This window comes from Chitinophaga rupis, assembly GCF_900109685.1.
GTDB classification, from domain to species: Bacteria; Bacteroidota; Bacteroidia; order Chitinophagales; family Chitinophagaceae; genus Chitinophaga; species Chitinophaga rupis.
This window is the reverse complement of sequence record NZ_FOBB01000006.1, coordinates 95,529-112,777: the sequence shown is the minus strand read 5'-3', so window position 1 is coordinate 112,777 and position 17,249 is coordinate 95,529. Positions and strand designations below refer to the sequence as shown.

Below are 17,249 nucleotides of genomic sequence, written 5' to 3'. Positions count from 1 at the left end.
CAACTAAGATGAAGAAAATACAATTGCTCAGTCTTATTGCAGCAATGTCAGTTTTATACTCCTGCAATGAAGAAGACAAATCAAAAAATCCGTTGGGAGAAACGGATGTTATTCCTGTAAAGATTTCAGCAGTGTCTGCATTAGGTTTACCTCAAAAAATAAATGCAACAGGCCTGGTAAGCACAGAAAACGAAGCCAAATATTCCTTCAAAATAGGAGGTGTAATTAACCGTGTTTTGGTAGAAGAAGGCCAGTTCTTCAAGAAAGGCCAGTTGCTTGCCACACTCAATTCTACAGAGATTTCAGCAGGCCTGGAGCAAGCCAGCCTGAATGTTGACAAAACACAACGCGACTATACACGGGCGGTGAATCTTTACAAAGACAGCGTTTTTACTTTAGAACAACTGCAAAACACCAAGACCGCCCTGGATATTGCTCAGAAAGCAAAAGAGGCAATAGCTTTTAACGAACGCTATTCAAAAATATATGCAGCATCCGATGGTTTTGTAACTCAAAAAATTGCCAATGAAGGAGAAGTAATTGGCGCGGGAACGCCGGTCTTTATTATCAACGAAACAAACGGAAACGATAACTATTTGCTTAAGGTTGGTGTAACAGACCGTGAATGGTCCGCTGTCAGTCCGGGCCAGGCAGCGAAGGTAACGCTGGACGGATATGCAGGTAAGGAAATTGATGCTTTCGTATTTCGTAAGTCACAGGCGGCAGACCGTGCGCTGGGCTCCTTCCAGGTAGAACTGAAACTGAAATTAAAAGATATAAAACCTGCAGTAGGCATGTTTGGCAAAGCGGAAATCTCTACTAATTCTGATGAAAATGTAAACGTCATTCCATACAGCTCTTTAGTAGAAGCCGATGGTGATAAAGCATTCGTCTTTGCGCCCGAAGGAACCGGTAAGGTGAGGAAGATCCCGGTAACTATTTCAAAAATCGACAACCAACAGGTGTACCTGAGAGAGGGACTTGCTGATGTGAAAGAAATTGTGGTATCCAACAGTGCCTATCTCAACGAAAAATCTACAATAAAAATTATCAGGTAATAACTATAGATATGAAGATTACAAATTTTGCGGTTAAAAATTACCAGTTCACGCTCATTATTTTCCTGCTGTTTGCAGTAGTGGGCGTACTCACCTTGTTTACCATGCCGCGTTCGGAGGATCCGACCATTCATCCGCCAGAATATCTCATAACGGTCATATACCCCGGCACAAGTCCTAAAGACATGGAAGAGCAGGTAGCCAAGCCGATTGAGAACAAAATTTATGGCCTGGAAAACATTGATAAAATGCTTACCACAATTGAAGACGGCGTGGCGGCAATCCAGGTGAAATTCAAATATGGTGTTGATATTAACAATAAGTACCAGGAAATATCTACAGAGATAAATGCTTTGAAAAACAGTGAACTTCCCAAGGATATCTACCTGGTCAAAACAGAAAAGATCTCTTCTTCGGATGTAAAAATTTTACAGGCGGCATTGGTCTCTGATAATGCTTCCGATAAACTATTGAGAGACCAGGCTGATATACTAAAAACCCGCCTGGAGAAAATAACAAACCTCAAAGAAGTTAAATATTCCGGTATGCCGGAACAGGAAATCCGTGTTGATGTGCAACTGGATAAACTGGCGCAACTGAAAATTCCGCTTAACATAGTTGCAGGCAGTTTGCAAAGTGAAGCGGCAGACATTCCCGGAGGAAGCATCAATCTTGACAGTAAGGTTTTTAATGTAAAGACCAGTGGAAAGCTTAAGAATGTTGAGGATGTTGCCAATACCGTTATTTACAACGCTAATGGAAAGATTATCTATTTGAAAGATGTGGCTGATGTAAGCTATAAAAGCGAAATGGTGAACCATATTATACGTCTAAACGGACACCGTTCTGTATTGGTGACTGCAGCAATGAAAGACAACGTCAACATAGCACAAGTGCAAAAAGAATTTCTTCCAATTGTTGACGAATTTTCGAAAGGACTTCCCTCTAATATCAAACTTGTCAAAACTTTTGACCAGGCAAATATGGTTTCGCAACGTTTGGGACATCTCGGATTTGATTTTGGGTTAGCAATTCTTTTAGTAGCCATTACCTTATTGCCTTTAGGATTCAGGGCATCACTCATCGTAATGATTTCTATTCCGCTTTCGTTAGCAATAGGGCTTATAGCATTGAATTTATTAGGGTTTTCATTAAACCAGCTTAGTATTGTTGGGCTCGTTGTGGCGCTGGGATTGTTGGTGGATGACAGTATCGTAGTTGTTGAAAATATAGAAAGATGGCTCAGGGAAGGACACTCACGAATGGATGCTATCTTAAAAGGCACTAAACAAATAGGTGTAGCAGTTGTAGGATGTACAGCCACGTTAGTAATTGCGTTTTTGCCTCTTGCCTTCCTGCCGGATGCACCCGGTGAATTTATGCGCAGCCTGCCTATGGCTGTTATCACCAGTGTACTGGCATCGATGGTTGTAGCTTTAACGCTTGTTCCTTTCATGGGAAGCCGGATATTGAAAACGCATGCCCATGGAGAAGGTAATTTTTTCCTAAAGCAATTGCAAAAATTTCTCACCTACAGTTATCGCGGTATTATGCCACGAGCTTTAAAATATCCCAAAACAACCATTGGAATATCATTAATACTTAGTGCTTTCGCCTTTTTCTTATTTACAAAAACAGGATTCAAACTTTTTCCAACTTCTGAAAAGCCGATGTTCCTTATCAATATCAAAATGCCGCTGCAGGCTGATATTCCAGAGAGTGATAGGGTAACTAAACTCATAGAAAATGAATTAAAACAACACAAAGAGATTGTGTATTATACAAGCAATGTGGGCAAAGGAAATCCGCAGATATATTATAACATACATCAACAGGACGTTAAGCCCGACTTTGCCCAGATTTTTGTACAGTTGGATGATGAGGCAAGTCCTGCCTCTAAAGTAGCGTTGATTAAACAGCTAAGAGAAAAATTTAAAAGTTTTCCCTATGCCAAAATTGAAGTGAAAGATTTTGAACAGGGACCCGCGATAGAAGCCAACATAGTTGTAAGGGTTTTTGGTGAAGACCCGGACACGCTACGTAAGCTTTCCTTTAAGGTGGAGGATATTTTGCGCAACAACCCAGGTACTGTTTACATCAATAACGAATTAAACACCTACAAGTCTGACGTTAAAATAGAAATAAACAAAGAGAAAGCCCGCACATTGGGTGTGCTTACAAGCGATGTTGATAAGGTAATTCGAATGGCGGTAGCAGGATTAACTGTTGGTGATTATATAGATGACAGAGGCGATGCCCGCAACGTTGTCCTGACACTTCCCAAAGATAAATTTTCAAATTTAGATGCATTCAAAAACCTGTACGTAAACAACATACAAGGTGTTCCTGTATTGGTTAACCAGATTGCAACCATTTCTTTTGAAACATCGCCTACGGCAATAAATCATTTTAATAAATCGCGTTTTATAAAGGTTACTTCTCTAACCAAAGAAGGTATATATGCAAACGATGTACTAAAGGATATTGTTCCGCAACTGGACAAACTTAAAATGCCGCCTGGTTACTATTATAAGCTATCCGGAGAAGCGGAATCGGAAGGTGATGCATTGGGTGGAAACTTCCTTTCAGTTATACTGCTAAGTGCATTCCTCTTTATCGGCGTTCTGTTACTACAATTTAAAACGTTTAAAGGTATCATCATTGTACTATCTATTATTCCATTAGGAATTCTCGGAGGTGTGGTAATGCTACTGATCACCGGCCATCCGATGTCAATCGTTTCTATTATTGGTTTCATTGGTTTGTCCGGCATACAAGTCAAGAATTCGTTGTTACTCGTTGATTTTACCAACCAGTTGCGGGCTGAAGGTTATAGCATAGACGATGCAATTAATAAAGCAGGAGAAACCCGTTTCTTACCGGTGGTGCTTACCTCTATAACCGCTATCTGTGGATTAATTCCTCTTGCCTGGAACCCCAATCCACTTATAGCTCCATTAGCGATTGTATTGATTGGAGGATTAATTAGTTCAACTATTCTTTCAAGAATTGTAACGCCGGTAATGTATAAGCTTATACCACCTTCCATTGAAAGTATTTAATCATTCATAAAATCAAACAAAATGAAACAATACATCTTAATAACCGGAGCATCATCCGGAATTGGTTACGAAATGGCCCAACAGCTTGCAGCTTTAAAATACAATCTAATACTCACTGCCCGCAGTGAAGATAAATTGGCAGCCATGGAGAAGGAATTATCTTCCAGATATGGAATTACTGTGCACTACCTACCCAAAGACCTAAGCAAAACAGAGCAGGCGGCTCAGTTATATGATGATATCAAGAAAGCTAACTACCAGGTATCTCATTTGGTGAACAATGCAGGATTGGGCGACTATGGCTGTTTTTTGGAAACATCACTGGAAAAGGAGTTGAACATGATTGATCTCAACGTCAGCAGCCTGGTTATCCTTACCAAATTGTTTGCAAAAGATATGGCAGCCCGAAAGTTAGGCAGAATCATGAATGTTTCTTCAGTGATTGCATATTTGCCTTTCCCTTACATGTCGGTGTATTCCGCTACCAAGTCTTTTGTCTTAGCATTTTCGGAAACTCTCGCTGCCGAACTGGAAGGAACCGGCGTAGTGGTTACCACACTGGCTCCCGGCACAACTGAAACAGCTTTTGTTTCACCAGAAATGCGGGAAACAAATCTGGTAAAATCTAACAAGCCAGCCCCAGTGAAAACAGTGGCTACTGAAGGAGTGAAACTTTTACTACATGGAAAAGGAAAGAAAATTGTAGGCTTTCAAAACCGGTTTAATTCCATTTTAGCTGGAATATTGCCAGACTCTATGATGATGAAAATCAAGATGAAGCTGGCAAGTGCCAAGTGATGTGTTTGAAAATTCTGTTTTGAAAGATGTGAATGGCATAAAATAAATTAGTACTGATAGAAAAAAAGATTAGGGTATATTCAAAGCTTTGTTTGAAAACAGTTTACCAGCAAGCAATTTGTAAATTAAATCATCATGAGCACTTCAATACCTCGTATTCCTCCTCCAATTTTTTTTCTTATAGGATTAATTGCGATGATACTACTCAGTTCATTTGTTCCAATCGGACGTTGGTTGCATTTTCCTTGGAGGTACATTGGAATTATAATAATTGTTCTTGGATTTTCTCTTGGTCTTGGAAGTGGTATGTTCTTTCGGAAATTAGGCACAAATCTTCGTCCGGGTACTCGGGCAACTCTAATTGTAACAAAAAGGCCATTCAAGTATACAAGGAATCCGATGTACTTGGGTCTTATCACTATGCTTATTGGCACTTCAATACTTTTAGGAACATTTTCACCCCTCATTGTAATCCCAATCTTTTTTTTGATACTTCACACGCAATTTGTACTTCGAGAAGAGAAATGGATGACAGAATGGTTTGGTGAGCCATACTTAGAATATAAAAAGAAAACACCAAGATGGTTATAGTAGCAAGGATGTCTGCTGCTAACCTTGCATTGGCAATATGGCGGGGCGACGAATATATGCTCAACTCTTTGTTCGCTAATTAGCTTTAACTCTAAACAACGAATAACGCCAAGCAACAGAATTAAGAAACGACACACATCCAAAAGCCAAATGACTGAAACGAAAAAAATATCAAGACGAGTACTAATAAAAAACGGTGGACTTGCTTTATCAGTTTTAGCTTTACCTTTTCCATTAACAACATTTTTAAATTTTAATGAAATGACAGATAGTAAAGATTTTGACGTAATCATAGTTGGCGGAAGCTATGCAGGGCTTTCGGCAGCAATGTCTTTGGGGCGAGCATTAAGAAATGTTTTAATCATTGATAGCGGTTTGCCTTGTAACCGACAAACACCTCATTCGCATAACTTCATTACGCAAGACGGAGAAAAACCAAGCGTTATTGCGGAGAAAGCGAAGAATCAAGTATTGAAATACGACACAGTAAAATTCTTAACTGATCTTGCCATTAATGGAACGAAAACCGATAAGGGGTTTGAAATTTCAACTCAATCAGGAAAATTATTTTCAGCTAAAAAACTCGTTTTTGCAACAGGCTTAAAAGACTCAATGCTAAAGATTAAGGGATTTTCCGAATGTTGGGGGATTACAGTAATTCATTGTCCTTATTGCCACGGATATGAAGTGAAAAATCAAAAGACAGGGATTTTGGCAAATGGATATGGTGCATTTCATTTGGCTCGACTCATTCGTAACTGGACAAAAGATTTAACCATATTTACCAATGGAAAATCGGAATTGACACAAGAGCAAACTGACGAAATCAAAAGACACAATATTTCAATAGTTGAAAAGGAGATTGCATCATTGAACCACAAAAACGGAGTAGTTGAAGAAATAGTTTTTTCAGACAATTCAAGTTTTGAATTGAAAGCTATCTATTCAAGACCTCCTTTTGAACAACACTGTAAAATCCCCGAATTGTTGGGTTGTGAATTGACAGAACAGGGACTTATCAAAGTAGATGAATTTCAGAAAACAACGGTGGATAATATATTCGCTTGTGGAGACAGTACCAATCCTGTTCGTGCTGTATCATATGCTGTATCGACAGGGAATAATACAGGAGTATTCTTAAATAACGCAATGACAGAAGAAGAATTTTTAAAATGAAAAAAAGCTGCATATAACATCGGGCTTACTGCTATGACGGGAGGCGGAATAAACTTCGGCTAAATGCAAACATCAGCAAAAGTTCCAGCGTAACGAACAACGCCAAGCAATAGCTGTTACAATCATCTTCATTAACTTAATTCAGCAGCGCTTCAGGACTGGATGTTTAGTGAACACCGCGACAGCAGCAAGCCCTGTTCGTTGGCTATTTTTGCTAATTGAAAATACTCAGTATCCGCACCGGGATTTGAACCATATAAACTATTGCTCTACCTTGATTTGAGCTTTGTCATTCAGAAAGCAAGAATGAATTTAAGCAAAAAAGGCCTCAAGCAGGTCGAATTTTGATGCCTGTATGCAGCCATGTTTTTGTTTGGCATTATCACAGTACTGAATGAATATAGTAGAAGTACCATCTTCATGCACTCTCTTTGTACGGCAAATCAGCTTAATAGACAACTTGATGATCCTGAAATTTTAAAGACCATCACTCAGGTCGAGGTCGAGTTATTAAAGTGTCAAGCTGAAATAAAGGTAGGAAGAATGAGCAGGCGATATTGTTGCTACTTATTGAAAATCAACTCATTAAGTGCAAAGTGAAGTAAAATAAAAAAAGGTTTACCATTGCTGATAAACCTTAGATGCGGACCGGACGGGACTCGAACCCGCGACCTCCGCCGTGACAGGGCGGCATTCTAACCGACTGAACTACCGATCCGTTCCGTGTTAAACGGGCTGCAAATATATAGAGATCTCCCAAATAAACAAATCCGCATCAAAAAATTTTCTCCTCCCACAGCCGGCAGCAAAAAAATAGTAATTTACCCGCGCCATGCAGCTGCACCAAACATTCAATAAAACCAGGCTAGCGCCTACCCCCAGCGGTTTCTTACACCTGGGTAATGTATTGTCGTTTGCCATCACTGCTGCACTGGCAAAGAAAACCAACGCCAAAATACTTCTGCGTATTGATGACCTGGACCGTGAACGGGTAGAGTCACAATATGTACAGGATATTTTTGACACCCTGCATTATCTCAACATTCCCTGGGATGAAGGCCCTGCAGATTACGCTCAATACGAAAAGGAATATTCACAGCTGCACCGCATGGAGTTATACCGTGCAGCGCTGCAGCAACTGAAGAAAAGTGAGCATGTATTTGCCTGTGAGTGTTCACGTGCACAGGTACCGGATGGTATTTATCAGGGCACCTGCCGCAATAAAGGGTTACCGCTGGATCAGGAAAATGTAAGCTGGCGGCTGCGTACTGATACTGCAAAAGAGATCAGCATTCAAACATTGACAGGTAAAGTAAAAACCACCTTACCACCTTCCATGCAGGATTTTGTTGTAAGAAAGAAAGATGGTTTCCCGGCTTATCAGCTAACCTCGGTTATAGATGATCATTATTTTGGCGTGGATTTAATCATAAGAGGAGAAGACCTTTGGCCATCCACCATTGCACAAAATTATTTGTCTGCATTACTGCCAGGTAATACTTTTCAATACAGCACCAGTTATCATCATCCGCTGCTATTGGAAGCGCCTGATAAAAAATTATCAAAATCCGCCGGTGCTACTTCCATACAATTCCTGCGAAAAGAAGGGAGGCAGCCGGCGGATATTTATACAATGATTGCACAAATGTTGGGTTATGAGCAAGGGGTTAAAGATTTAGAAGGCATAACGGGGTTAGTGAAGGTGCCTGTTTGAAAATACCCCCTACGCCGCTAACCCCTTCAAAAATTCCAGCACATCCTGCCCAATCTCCCGGTAATGCGTTTCCAGTGCAAAGTGCCCGGTATCATAAAACTTAACGATCGCTTTCGGGTTATCCTTTTTATATCCTTCTGCACCAGCTGGTAAAAAGAACGGATCTTTATTTCCCCAGGCAGCTAATATCGGCGGCTGGCTGTTACGGAAGTATTCCTGGAATTTCGGGTACAGCGCTACATTGCTGCGATAGTCCAGCATCAGGTCCAGCTGAATTTCTACGTTGCCCGGGCGGTCCAGGAAATGCTGGTCCAGCGTATAGGTTTCAGGGGCAATTAATGATAGATCTGTTACCCCATGCTCATATTGGAAGCGCGTCATTTCATTGGCTACAAATCCGCGCAGCGCATTACGGTTAGCCTCAGATGGGTCTTTCCAATAAGTTTGCAGTGGATTCCATTCTTTACTTAAGCCGGCTTCGTATGCATTCCCATTCTGGGAAATAATACCGGTGATCTTCTCCTTGTTAGCCAGTGCCAGCCGGTAACCGGTAGGGGCGCCATAATCAAACACATAAATGGCAAAACGTTTCACGCCCAGGCCATCAATGAACGCCTGCATGGTGTTGGCCAGGTTGTCAAACGTATAGGCAAACTGGTCGTGCGGTGGCGCATCAGAAAAACCATACCCGGGCAGGTCAGGTGCAATAACATGGTACTGCTCACTTAAAATGGGGATCAGGTTGCGGAACATGAAAGAGGAGGTAGGGTACCCGTGCAACAGCAGTACAGTAGGGGCATCCGCAGGTCCGGCTTCCCGGTAAAATATGTTTAAACCATTGGCTTTGGCAGTGCGGTGAAATACAGTCGTATTTGTCATGGTAAGCATGTCTTTTGTTGATCCTACAAATGTACACTAGCCATTTAATCAGTAAAAATGATTAGTTTTGATATAAACTATCTGTAAAAGAGATGAATTTACATGACCTGCAAACCTTTGAGGCAGTAGCTGCCTTAGGTAGTTTTACCAAAGCGGCAGAAACCATGCACACCGTGCAATCTAACGTTACCGCACGTATTAAAAGCCTGGAAGATGAATTTAAGGTAACCCTTTTCACGCGTACCTCCCGCCGGGTAGAGCTGACAACAGCAGGAGAAACACTGATCAAATACTGCCGGCATATCGGCCAAACCATTGAAGAAGCTAAAAGAGAGCTGTCTGAAACCTCGCAGGTCAGCGGTATTATCCGCATTGGTACAATGGAAACTTCCCTGTCCATGAAGCTGCCGGGTGTTATTAACCGCTTTACGGATCATTACCCGGATGTAGAGATTGAAGTTAAAAGCGCCTTTACCGGTGTGTTAACAAACGATGTGCTCAACTATAAGCTGGATCTGGCTTTCGTAGCGGCGCCCATTGCCTCGCCGGAGCTGCAGGAGAAGGTGATCAAAAAAGATAAGCTGGTGATCATTACCGCCAGCGAACATACCAGCCTCAAAGATTACCTGAAAAAACAGCCGGTAAAGATCATCGTGTTCGACCAGGGCTGCAGCTTCCGCGCCCGGCTGGAATCATGGCTGAATGCTAAAGGCGTGGTAAGCTATAGACGCACGGTAATGAATAGCTGGGAAGGTATCATCAGTTTTGTGGAAGGCGGTATGGGCATGACCATTGTACCGGAGGACCTGCTGCTGCAGCATTATGCTAAACGCAAAATAAAGGTCCATGAGATCAATAAAGAGCTGGGTACCTTAACCACGGTGCTTGTTTACCGGAAAGATCTGCCGCAATCAAGGGCCATGAAGGCGTTTATTGAAATGTATGCATAGTGGCCCGCAGTTTGGATCATGACCAAAATACATTTGTAAATGGAAGAGTACAATAATGAGTCTTCCTGAGATATTACAGGGAACCATAACAATCATTATAAAGATGCATTTGTAAATAGAAGAAGTGCTTTAATGACTTCCTCAAATGCTACCACAGATCATGAGCCTTTATGTAGTACACCTGTGATACAGTAAAACTGCCCGGAGCACCCGCCCCGGGCAGCCGTATCATATCAGTGACGCCCCGCCGTCAATCACCATATTCTGTCCGGTACCAAATTGCTGTTTCATCAGGTATAAAAATGCCAGCGCAATTTCTTCCGCTTCACCTACCCGTTTTACCAGCAAAGCATCGCCCACATTTTTATACAACCCTTCCCGGTCTGCTTCCGGCAGGCTGTTCCAAAGATTGGTTCTCACCACACCTGGCACTACGCTGTTTACCCGTATAGGCGCCAGCTCCACCGCCAGCGCACGTGTTAAGCCTTCCATGGCGCCGCAAATACTGGCAGCGATGGTCCATCCTTTACCCGGACGTAAACCGGCGATACCACCGGTTAAACAAATAGATCCACCGGGGTTAATATGCGGCGCACCATATTTAACGGCCGCCAATGCGCTCCAGTAGCGCAAACCAAAGAACTGGCGTGCATTATCTATTACGGTTTCACTCAGGTTGTTCAGGCTAATATTTTCTGCTGCTGTGTATACCAAATGATCAAAGGCGCCGGCCTTTTCAAAAAAGTCTTTAATGTTGGCCTCTTTGCTCAGGTCTATGGCATATCCTTCACTGCCTGCAGGTAATTGTTGCAGGGCCTGATCCACCCGTTGCTGATTGCTGGATACGATCACTACTTTCGCGCCTTCAGCTGCTGCGGCTTTGGCAGTAGCCAGTCCAAAACCGGAGCTGCCGCCTAATAAAATAACCCGTTTGCCTGCCAGTGCTGATCCTTGTTTACTTTGATTTTCCATGATGCTTGTGTTTTATACCACAAAGGTCTGCCGCTAAGAATTGCTTTCATTTACCAAATGGTAAAAAGCATCCGGGAGGTATTTTGACTAACGGCTGAAATTGCCTATTTTCATCAGCTCACCCGGTTGCTAATTATTTCACGTTAAATATTCACGTTATGGAACGTCGTTCTTTCCTCAAAAACACCGGCCTGTTAACTGCCGGTATCAGTCTGGCCGGTACCGCTGCCATGGCTGCCTTACAGCCATCTGTTATTAAGGCTAACAAGCTGCCTAAATGGAAAGGGTTTAACCTGCTGGATTTTTTCTCGCCCCAGCCTGCAGGTACGAATAAGCCTACTACCGAAGATCATTTCCGCTGGATGCGCGACTGGGGTTTTGATTTCGTGCGCATTCCCATTGCTTATCCCAGCTATTTAAATATTGATCGCAGCCGCAACATTACGCCCGAAGAGGTGTATAAAATAGATGAGCAGGCAGTTGAAAAGATCGATCAGCTGGTTACCCTGGCCCATAAATATAATATGCACGTAAGCCTGAACCTGCACCGCGCTCCTGGGTATTGTATTAACGCAGGATTCCATGAGCCGTATAATTTATGGACAGACCAGGCAGCGCAGGATGCTTTCTGCTTTCACTGGAACATGTGGGCTAAACGGTATAAAGGCATATCCAGCAAAAAGATCAGTTTCGACCTGGTAAATGAGCCCAGCATGCGGGAAGATATGAACGATCAGCATTCACCCTCCAAAGCCGTTCCCGGTAATGTGTACCGCAAAGTGGCGCAGGCCGCGGCAACCGCCATCCGTAAAGAAAATCCCAACCACCTGGTGATTGCCGACGGCAATAGTGTAGGCAATAACGTTATCCCGGAGATCATAGACCTGGATATTGCGCAAAGCTGCCGCGGGTACTTCCCGGGCGCCATCTCGCACTACAAAGCGCCCTGGGCTAACAAAGACCCGGAACATGCCCCTGCACCACTGTGGCCAGGGCAGGTAGGCGATAAATACCTGAGCCGCGGCATGCTGGAAAACTACTACAAACCCTGGATAGAGCTGGCCGCAAAAGGCGCCGGCGTACATTGCGGGGAATGCGGCTGCTGGAACAAAACACCGCATCCTGTTTTCATGGCCTGGTTTGGCGATGTGCTGGATATTTTATCCACTCATCAAATTGGATTTGCTGTTTGGAATTTTATTGGCGATTTTGGAGTGCTGGATTCCAAACGTACCGATGTACAGTATGAAGACTGGTATGGTCACCAGTTGGACAAACAGTTCCTGGAGCTGCTCCGTAAACATTGAGTCATTAATCAGAAGAGATCTATCGTATGAAGAAAGTTATTTTGCTTTGCGCCCTGTTGTTCGCTGCATCTGTTATGGTATTACAGGCACAGGATAAGCCCCGGTTCTGGGACGATGTACAAACCATCAAACAATTTGATAAAATGTACAATCCGCCGGCCCATCCCATCCTGTTCACCGGCAGCTCTTCTATCCGCAAGTGGGACGACCTGGAACGTACCTTTGCCAGTTATGTGGTGCTGAACCGCGGCATTGGCGGAGCCATTGTAAATGACATTACTTTTTATCTGAACGATATTGTTTTTCCATACCATCCGCGCCAGATCGTATTATATGTAGGAGAGAACGACCTGCCGGATGAAGCCAGCACGGCCGATTCTGTGCTGCAAAGAACAGAACGCCTGTTTCACCTGATCCGGAATAAGCTGCCGGATGTACCCATCGTTTATATTTCCATGAAACCCAGCCCTTCCAGGGAAAAATTCCAGCAAAAGGCCATTGAAGCCAATGCGCTCATTAAGGATTTCCTGAGCAAGGAAAAGCAAACCGTTTTCATAGATGTGTTCCATGCCATGCTAACGGCTGATGGAAAAACACGTCCCGAGCTCTTTGTATCGGACATGCTGCACATGAATGCAAAAGGTTACCAGATCTGGAAGGAGCTGGTGGAGCCTCACCTGTTAAAATAAAGCCTGCCAGCCCCGGTGCTGCCTATACGCAATGCATCTGGTCCGGGAGATTGTGTTTGCAAAACTGAACGGCCACAAAGCTTTAAGGATCGCTTAAGCTGAAAGGTATCCAAATAAATAAGGGCTGACCAAAAGTAGTGGTCAGCCCTTATTTAGTAGTTGCTTTGATCTTTATGCCTTGGCAGTTACATTAGGCGTAGCGTAAGCCACCTGCACGCTGCCTGTTTTCTTTGGTGCGCCCTTGTTCTTCTTTTTATCCTTCTTCTTTTTGCCCCACCAAATGTAAAACCCGGTTACCGGTAAAGAAGCCGTGATCAGCGAAGCGAGGAACATTAATATCCTGCCCGGCCATCCGGCAATGGCGCCCACGTGAATATCGTAGTTCATTCGTACGGCCTTATCTGCTATGGTAGCTTCGGAATATTTGCCCCAGTGCGGCACCTTGATCTCTTCCAGGGTATAGGGATTAAAATAGGCCAGGTCAGTAGTATAGTTCAATTGTTCATCATTATAAATGCGCACGCCAACGGCAGCAGAATCTGTGGCAGGCAGCATCAGCATCACACGTTTGGCATTGGGGTTTTGTGCCTGTACAATGGCAGTGATCTTATCCAAAGGGTCTTTTACCGGCTGGGCCACTGGCAGCACCTTCATCTTTGGCAGTACCGGCTTGCTTTTGCCGCCGCTCAATAATGAATATTCCGCTTTAGCCGCCCACTCAAATCCCCATACAAGGCCTGTAAGCACGGCAAACAAAATGATCCAGCTGGCATAAAAGCCCAGCACGTTATGAAGGTCGTAGTTGAGCCGTTTGGGCGAGGCATCCCATTTTACCTTAAAGCTGGTTTTGCGCCGCGCTTTGTTCCGCGGCCACCACAGCACAATACCGCTAATGATAATTACCAGGAAAGTGAGGGTGCCGTAAATATTCACTATATGGCCAATGGGCTGGGGCAGCCATAGGTACAGGTGTCCCAGCAGCGTTACGTAAAAGAAATCCTTATACATATCCTTTACAGCCAGCACCTTGCCGCTGTAAGGGTTTATGTACACATTGTAATAGTAGGGGTTCTTTTTCCGCTCAAAGAACATCACGTTCACTGATTCGTCTTTGCCGCGCAGCATAATGCGGATGGGCTTTTTACCGGGCAGCTGTTTTTCCGCAATAGCTTTAAAAGCGGAGGCAGGCAAAAAAGGCCTGTTCTCCGCTTTTACTGAAAGGTAAGGTTGTGTTGCCTTTGTCAGCTCCGGCTGAAAGGTATAAATGGCGCCGGTAAGCGCAATGGTCATCACTATCAGTCCTGCAATAAGGCCCAGCCACAGGTGCAGCCAGCCGGATATCTTCTTAAAGGTCATACATCAGAATTTAAAGGTTACACTTCCTGCAAAATTTCTTAACGCCTGTGGTGCGCCGTACAGGTCCCAGTTCTTACGGCTGCCTATATTATTCAGCTTAAGGTCAAAGCGCCACTGGTCCGTATCATAGAACAGTGATCCGTTCACGATGGTATAGGAAGGCATGAAATATTTGTTGTCCGTAGCCAGGTAAACTTTATCCACGTAGTTGCCGCCGGCCGCAACTCCCAGGTTCTTCAGCACGCCGGGCAGGCGGTAGCTGATCCATACATTCACCACGTTAGCCGGCGCCGCAGCGGCTTTATTGCCTTCAATGTTCTTATCCGAGGCCCGTATAATCTTGTTGTCATTGTACGCATAACCGGCTATAATGCTCAGGCCTGTTACGGGGCTGGCTATTAATTCCACTTCCATGCCTTTGCTCACTTGTTTACCATCCTGTATAGTGAACAGGTTTGCATCGGTACGGGTGGCGTTATCTATGGTAATGTTATAATAGCTGGCTGTCAGGTTCAGTTTTTTAGAAAAGGCTTCCATCTTTACGCCGCCTTCCCATTGATTGGCAAAAACGGGATCCAGCGCCAGCTGGCTGCCATCGGGCTGGTTCACGGGCGCCATGTTCTGGAAACCGCTCATATAGTTACCAAATACAGATACCTGGTCTTTTATCACTTCGTATACCAGTCCCAGTTTGGGCGCCAGGGAAGTTTGCTTATAGGCGTCAGTACCTTTTACACCTTTATAATTAAAGCGGTCTGCCCGTAAGCTCAGCATGGCTATTAGCCGGTCGGTGATATTCACTACATCACTGGCATAGGCGCTCAGGGTTTGCTGGTCAGAAACTGCAGAGGGCTGCATACTGCCATAGTTCAGCATAAACTGGTCTATCTGGGCTTTGCTGAGTGCAGTAAAGGATCTACGGATATTGATGGTGTCTATAAAACGGTTGTTCCGGCTGCCAGTATAGTTAAACGTGCCGTGGAAATAACGGTAGTTCACACCTGCCAGCAAACGGTGGCGCAGCCGGCCGGTGTGGAAGGTGCCGTTCACATTCTGCTGAAAATTCGTGTAGTCATTATGGATAGGCCCGTAGTTCAGCACATTCCTGGCTACGGTAGTATCCGTAAGCCAGGTGGGGTAGTACTGGTAGCTTTGAATAGCATTTTCACTAACATAGGAGAACAGGGTGGTGGTGCTCCAGTTATCTGAGATTCTGTATTGTCCCTGCAGAAAAAGCTTGTTGGCAAAAGCACGGGCATTGGCGTCGTCCAGATAAAGTGTCTGGTCATAAGGCAGCTTAATATCTGCCGGGTTCGTTATGCCGGAGTTAGCGGCAGTGCGGGTGTACATTACCCGGCTTTGATCGGTGTATAGGTATTCCAGGTCGGCCAGCAGTGTAAGCCGGTCATTTACTTTGTATGATAGGCTGGGCGCTACCAGGTAAGCATTGTTATGCCCGTAATTCAGGAAGCTGTTCTGCCGGTTCACTGCCGTGTTCAGGCGGAACAGCACTGTTTTGTCCTGGTTCACGGGCGTATTAATATCAGCAGTAACACGCTGTAAGCCAAAGCTGCCGAAGGTGTAAGCGGCTTCGCCTTTAAAGGTGTCAAAAGGTTTTTTTGTTACCAGGTTCACCAGCCCTCCAAAGGAGGAGATAGTAGAACCAAACAAGGTACCGGAAGGACCTTTGATCACTTCCAGGCGTTCTACGTTGCCCAGGTCAATAGAGGAGCGGCTGGAAGCAGTTTCCATGCCATTGCGCGCATTTACGCTGGTAACAAAACCACGGGAGCTAATGGCCAGCCCCCCGGCGGGATAAGTAACCGGCGCAGCGCCCACTGCATTGCGCAGGGCTTCTTTAGCGTCCACTACCACCTGCTCTTTCAGCAGCTCTTTATTTACTACAGAATACACCTGCGGGTTTTCCAGGTTAGAGATGGGCATGCGGGCCACGTAGTCGGTATTTTTATTTACCAGCCTTCCGCGTGCGCTGCTAACCACCACTTCCTGCAGCTGGCTGCGGGAAACAGTTAACCGGATAGATAGCTTAGCCGTTTTTCCTTCTTTTACCTCCACGGTTTGCTCAATAGTTTCGTAACCGGTTAGCGAAACAGACAGGGTATAGCTGCCGGGTTTTAAACGGCTAAACGAAAAATGGCCTTCCTCATTGGTGAGCGTGCCTTTGGATAATGATTTGATCTGAACGGTTACAAATGCAGCGGCCGTACCGTCACTGGTAGTAACGGCTCCGTGAATGTTACCATTCTTTTCAATGTCTTCCCGCGCAAACAGCGGTGTATATAAAACAGTGATAAACAGCGTGATTAAAAGAAATGATATGCGGATAGGGGAATAGCTGAACATGACTTAATTGATTAGCACCGCAAAAATCAGGAATGAACGCAAGGAGCGTTTACGCAATCGGGAGAATAACTTATCTAATTGGGAAAATCTGTAACACTTCACAAAAGGGCCGGCTGCCAGACCCCTCCAAAATGATCCAATGCCATACCGCCGCGGCAGGGTATTACTATTTTAAGGCAATTTGGCCTGAAATAAATAATTTATTAGCTCTGTACTTGACATTCCTGAAACTGTTTGTATATTTGTCTACATAATCAGTAGACTAATAAAATTTACCACCACCAACTACTGAACCCTGCATGCGCTGCCCCACCAACAGCACTGCACTTAGCA

The 17,249-nt window shown here is 44.3% G+C and carries 13 protein-coding genes and 1 tRNA gene; 9 read left to right on the top strand and 5 right to left on the bottom strand.

Features of this window, described 5'->3' with window-relative positions:
• The first annotated feature begins 8 nt into the window (after positions 1 to 8).
• From BMZ54_RS21845 to BMZ54_RS21825, 5 genes are all read left to right on the top strand, one after another.
• On the top strand, positions 9 to 1,058 hold the full coding sequence (locus BMZ54_RS21845) for an efflux RND transporter periplasmic adaptor subunit (protein ID WP_089917351.1): 1,050 nt from the start codon (positions 9 to 11) through the stop codon (positions 1,056 to 1,058).
• Positions 1,059 to 1,069: 11 nt separating this feature from the next.
• Positions 1,070 to 4,120, top strand: a complete 3,051-nt coding sequence (locus tag BMZ54_RS21840) for an efflux RND transporter permease subunit (protein ID WP_089917348.1) — start codon at positions 1,070 to 1,072, stop codon at positions 4,118 to 4,120.
• A 21-nt stretch (positions 4,121 to 4,141) separates the two neighbouring features.
• Positions 4,142 to 4,918, top strand: coding sequence for an SDR family NAD(P)-dependent oxidoreductase (locus BMZ54_RS21835; protein ID WP_089917345.1), 777 nt, complete (start codon positions 4,142 to 4,144; stop codon positions 4,916 to 4,918).
• A gap of 135 nt (positions 4,919 to 5,053) precedes the next feature.
• A complete protein-coding gene (locus BMZ54_RS21830; protein ID WP_089917343.1) occupies positions 5,054 to 5,509 on the top strand; it encodes a methyltransferase family protein in 456 nt (151 codons plus the stop codon).
• 150 nt (positions 5,510 to 5,659) lie between these two features.
• Positions 5,660 to 6,685, top strand: a complete 1,026-nt coding sequence (locus tag BMZ54_RS21825; protein ID WP_089917341.1) for an NAD(P)/FAD-dependent oxidoreductase — start codon at positions 5,660 to 5,662, stop codon at positions 6,683 to 6,685.
• A gap of 644 nt (positions 6,686 to 7,329) precedes the next feature.
• On the opposite strand, the gene BMZ54_RS21820 is transcribed toward BMZ54_RS21825, so the two are convergent.
• Positions 7,330 to 7,403, bottom strand: a tRNA-Asp gene (locus tag BMZ54_RS21820).
• Between the two features lie 114 nt (positions 7,404 to 7,517).
• Between BMZ54_RS21820 and BMZ54_RS21815 the strand changes: the two genes are divergently transcribed.
• Positions 7,518 to 8,399, top strand: a complete 882-nt coding sequence (locus BMZ54_RS21815; RefSeq protein WP_089917338.1) for a glutamate--tRNA ligase family protein — start codon at positions 7,518 to 7,520, stop codon at positions 8,397 to 8,399.
• A 9-nt stretch (positions 8,400 to 8,408) separates the two neighbouring features.
• Here the strand turns inward: BMZ54_RS21815 and BMZ54_RS21810 are convergent, their stop codons facing one another.
• On the bottom strand, positions 8,409 to 9,278 hold the full coding sequence (locus BMZ54_RS21810; RefSeq protein WP_089917337.1) for an alpha/beta fold hydrolase: 870 nt from the start codon (positions 9,276 to 9,278) through the stop codon (positions 8,409 to 8,411).
• 92 nt (positions 9,279 to 9,370) lie between these two features.
• Here BMZ54_RS21810 and BMZ54_RS21805 point away from each other — a divergent pair, with 92 nt between their 5' ends.
• The gene (locus tag BMZ54_RS21805; RefSeq protein WP_089917335.1) at positions 9,371 to 10,228 is read left to right on the top strand and encodes a LysR family transcriptional regulator; all 858 of its coding nucleotides are present in this window, start codon (positions 9,371 to 9,373) and stop codon (positions 10,226 to 10,228) included.
• 228 nt (positions 10,229 to 10,456) lie between these two features.
• Here the strand turns inward: BMZ54_RS21805 and BMZ54_RS21800 are convergent, their stop codons facing one another.
• Positions 10,457 to 11,200, bottom strand: a complete 744-nt coding sequence (locus BMZ54_RS21800) for an SDR family oxidoreductase (RefSeq protein ID WP_089917333.1) — start codon at positions 11,198 to 11,200, stop codon at positions 10,457 to 10,459.
• 158 nt (positions 11,201 to 11,358) lie between these two features.
• On the opposite strand from BMZ54_RS21800, the gene BMZ54_RS21795 reads away from it, so the two are divergent.
• Positions 11,359 to 12,507, top strand: coding sequence for a glycoside hydrolase family 5 protein (locus BMZ54_RS21795; protein WP_089917331.1), 1,149 nt, complete (start codon positions 11,359 to 11,361; stop codon positions 12,505 to 12,507).
• Positions 12,508 to 12,533: 26 nt separating this feature from the next.
• Positions 12,534 to 13,196 (top strand): GDSL-type esterase/lipase family protein, encoded by a 663-nt coding sequence (locus BMZ54_RS21790; RefSeq protein ID WP_089917329.1) that lies wholly within the window; start codon positions 12,534 to 12,536, stop codon positions 13,194 to 13,196.
• Positions 13,197 to 13,367: 171 nt separating this feature from the next.
• On the opposite strand, the gene BMZ54_RS21785 is transcribed toward BMZ54_RS21790, so the two are convergent.
• A complete protein-coding gene (locus tag BMZ54_RS21785; RefSeq protein WP_089917327.1) occupies positions 13,368 to 14,552 on the bottom strand; it encodes a PepSY-associated TM helix domain-containing protein in 1,185 nt (394 codons plus the stop codon).
• Between the two features lie 3 nt (positions 14,553 to 14,555).
• The gene (locus BMZ54_RS21780; protein ID WP_089917325.1) at positions 14,556 to 16,916 is read right to left on the bottom strand and encodes a TonB-dependent receptor; all 2,361 of its coding nucleotides are present in this window, start codon (positions 16,914 to 16,916) and stop codon (positions 14,556 to 14,558) included.
• Positions 16,917 to 17,249: the final 333 nt, after the last annotated feature.

Coding starts and splice junctions, on each gene's coding strand:
- BMZ54_RS21830 (WP_089917343.1), top strand. CDS start 5,054: ATGAGCACTTCAATACCTCGTATTCCTCCTCCAATTTTTTTTCTTATA.
- BMZ54_RS21840 (WP_089917348.1), top strand. CDS start 1,070: ATGAAGATTACAAATTTTGCGGTTAAAAATTACCAGTTCACGCTCATT.
- BMZ54_RS21825 (WP_089917341.1), top strand. CDS start 5,660: ATGACTGAAACGAAAAAAATATCAAGACGAGTACTAATAAAAAACGGT.
- BMZ54_RS21780 (WP_089917325.1), bottom strand. CDS start 16,916: ATGTTCAGCTATTCCCCTATCCGCATATCATTTCTTTTAATCACGCTG.
- BMZ54_RS21785 (WP_089917327.1), bottom strand. CDS start 14,552: ATGACCTTTAAGAAGATATCCGGCTGGCTGCACCTGTGGCTGGGCCTT.
- BMZ54_RS21810 (WP_089917337.1), bottom strand. CDS start 9,278: ATGACAAATACGACTGTATTTCACCGCACTGCCAAAGCCAATGGTTTA.
- BMZ54_RS21815 (WP_089917338.1), top strand. CDS start 7,518: ATGCAGCTGCACCAAACATTCAATAAAACCAGGCTAGCGCCTACCCCC.
- BMZ54_RS21795 (WP_089917331.1), top strand. CDS start 11,359: ATGGAACGTCGTTCTTTCCTCAAAAACACCGGCCTGTTAACTGCCGGT.
- BMZ54_RS21805 (WP_089917335.1), top strand. CDS start 9,371: ATGAATTTACATGACCTGCAAACCTTTGAGGCAGTAGCTGCCTTAGGT.
- BMZ54_RS21835 (WP_089917345.1), top strand. CDS start 4,142: ATGAAACAATACATCTTAATAACCGGAGCATCATCCGGAATTGGTTAC.
- BMZ54_RS21800 (WP_089917333.1), bottom strand. CDS start 11,200: ATGGAAAATCAAAGTAAACAAGGATCAGCACTGGCAGGCAAACGGGTT.
- BMZ54_RS21790 (WP_089917329.1), top strand. CDS start 12,534: ATGAAGAAAGTTATTTTGCTTTGCGCCCTGTTGTTCGCTGCATCTGTT.
- BMZ54_RS21845 (WP_089917351.1), top strand. CDS start 9: ATGAAGAAAATACAATTGCTCAGTCTTATTGCAGCAATGTCAGTTTTA.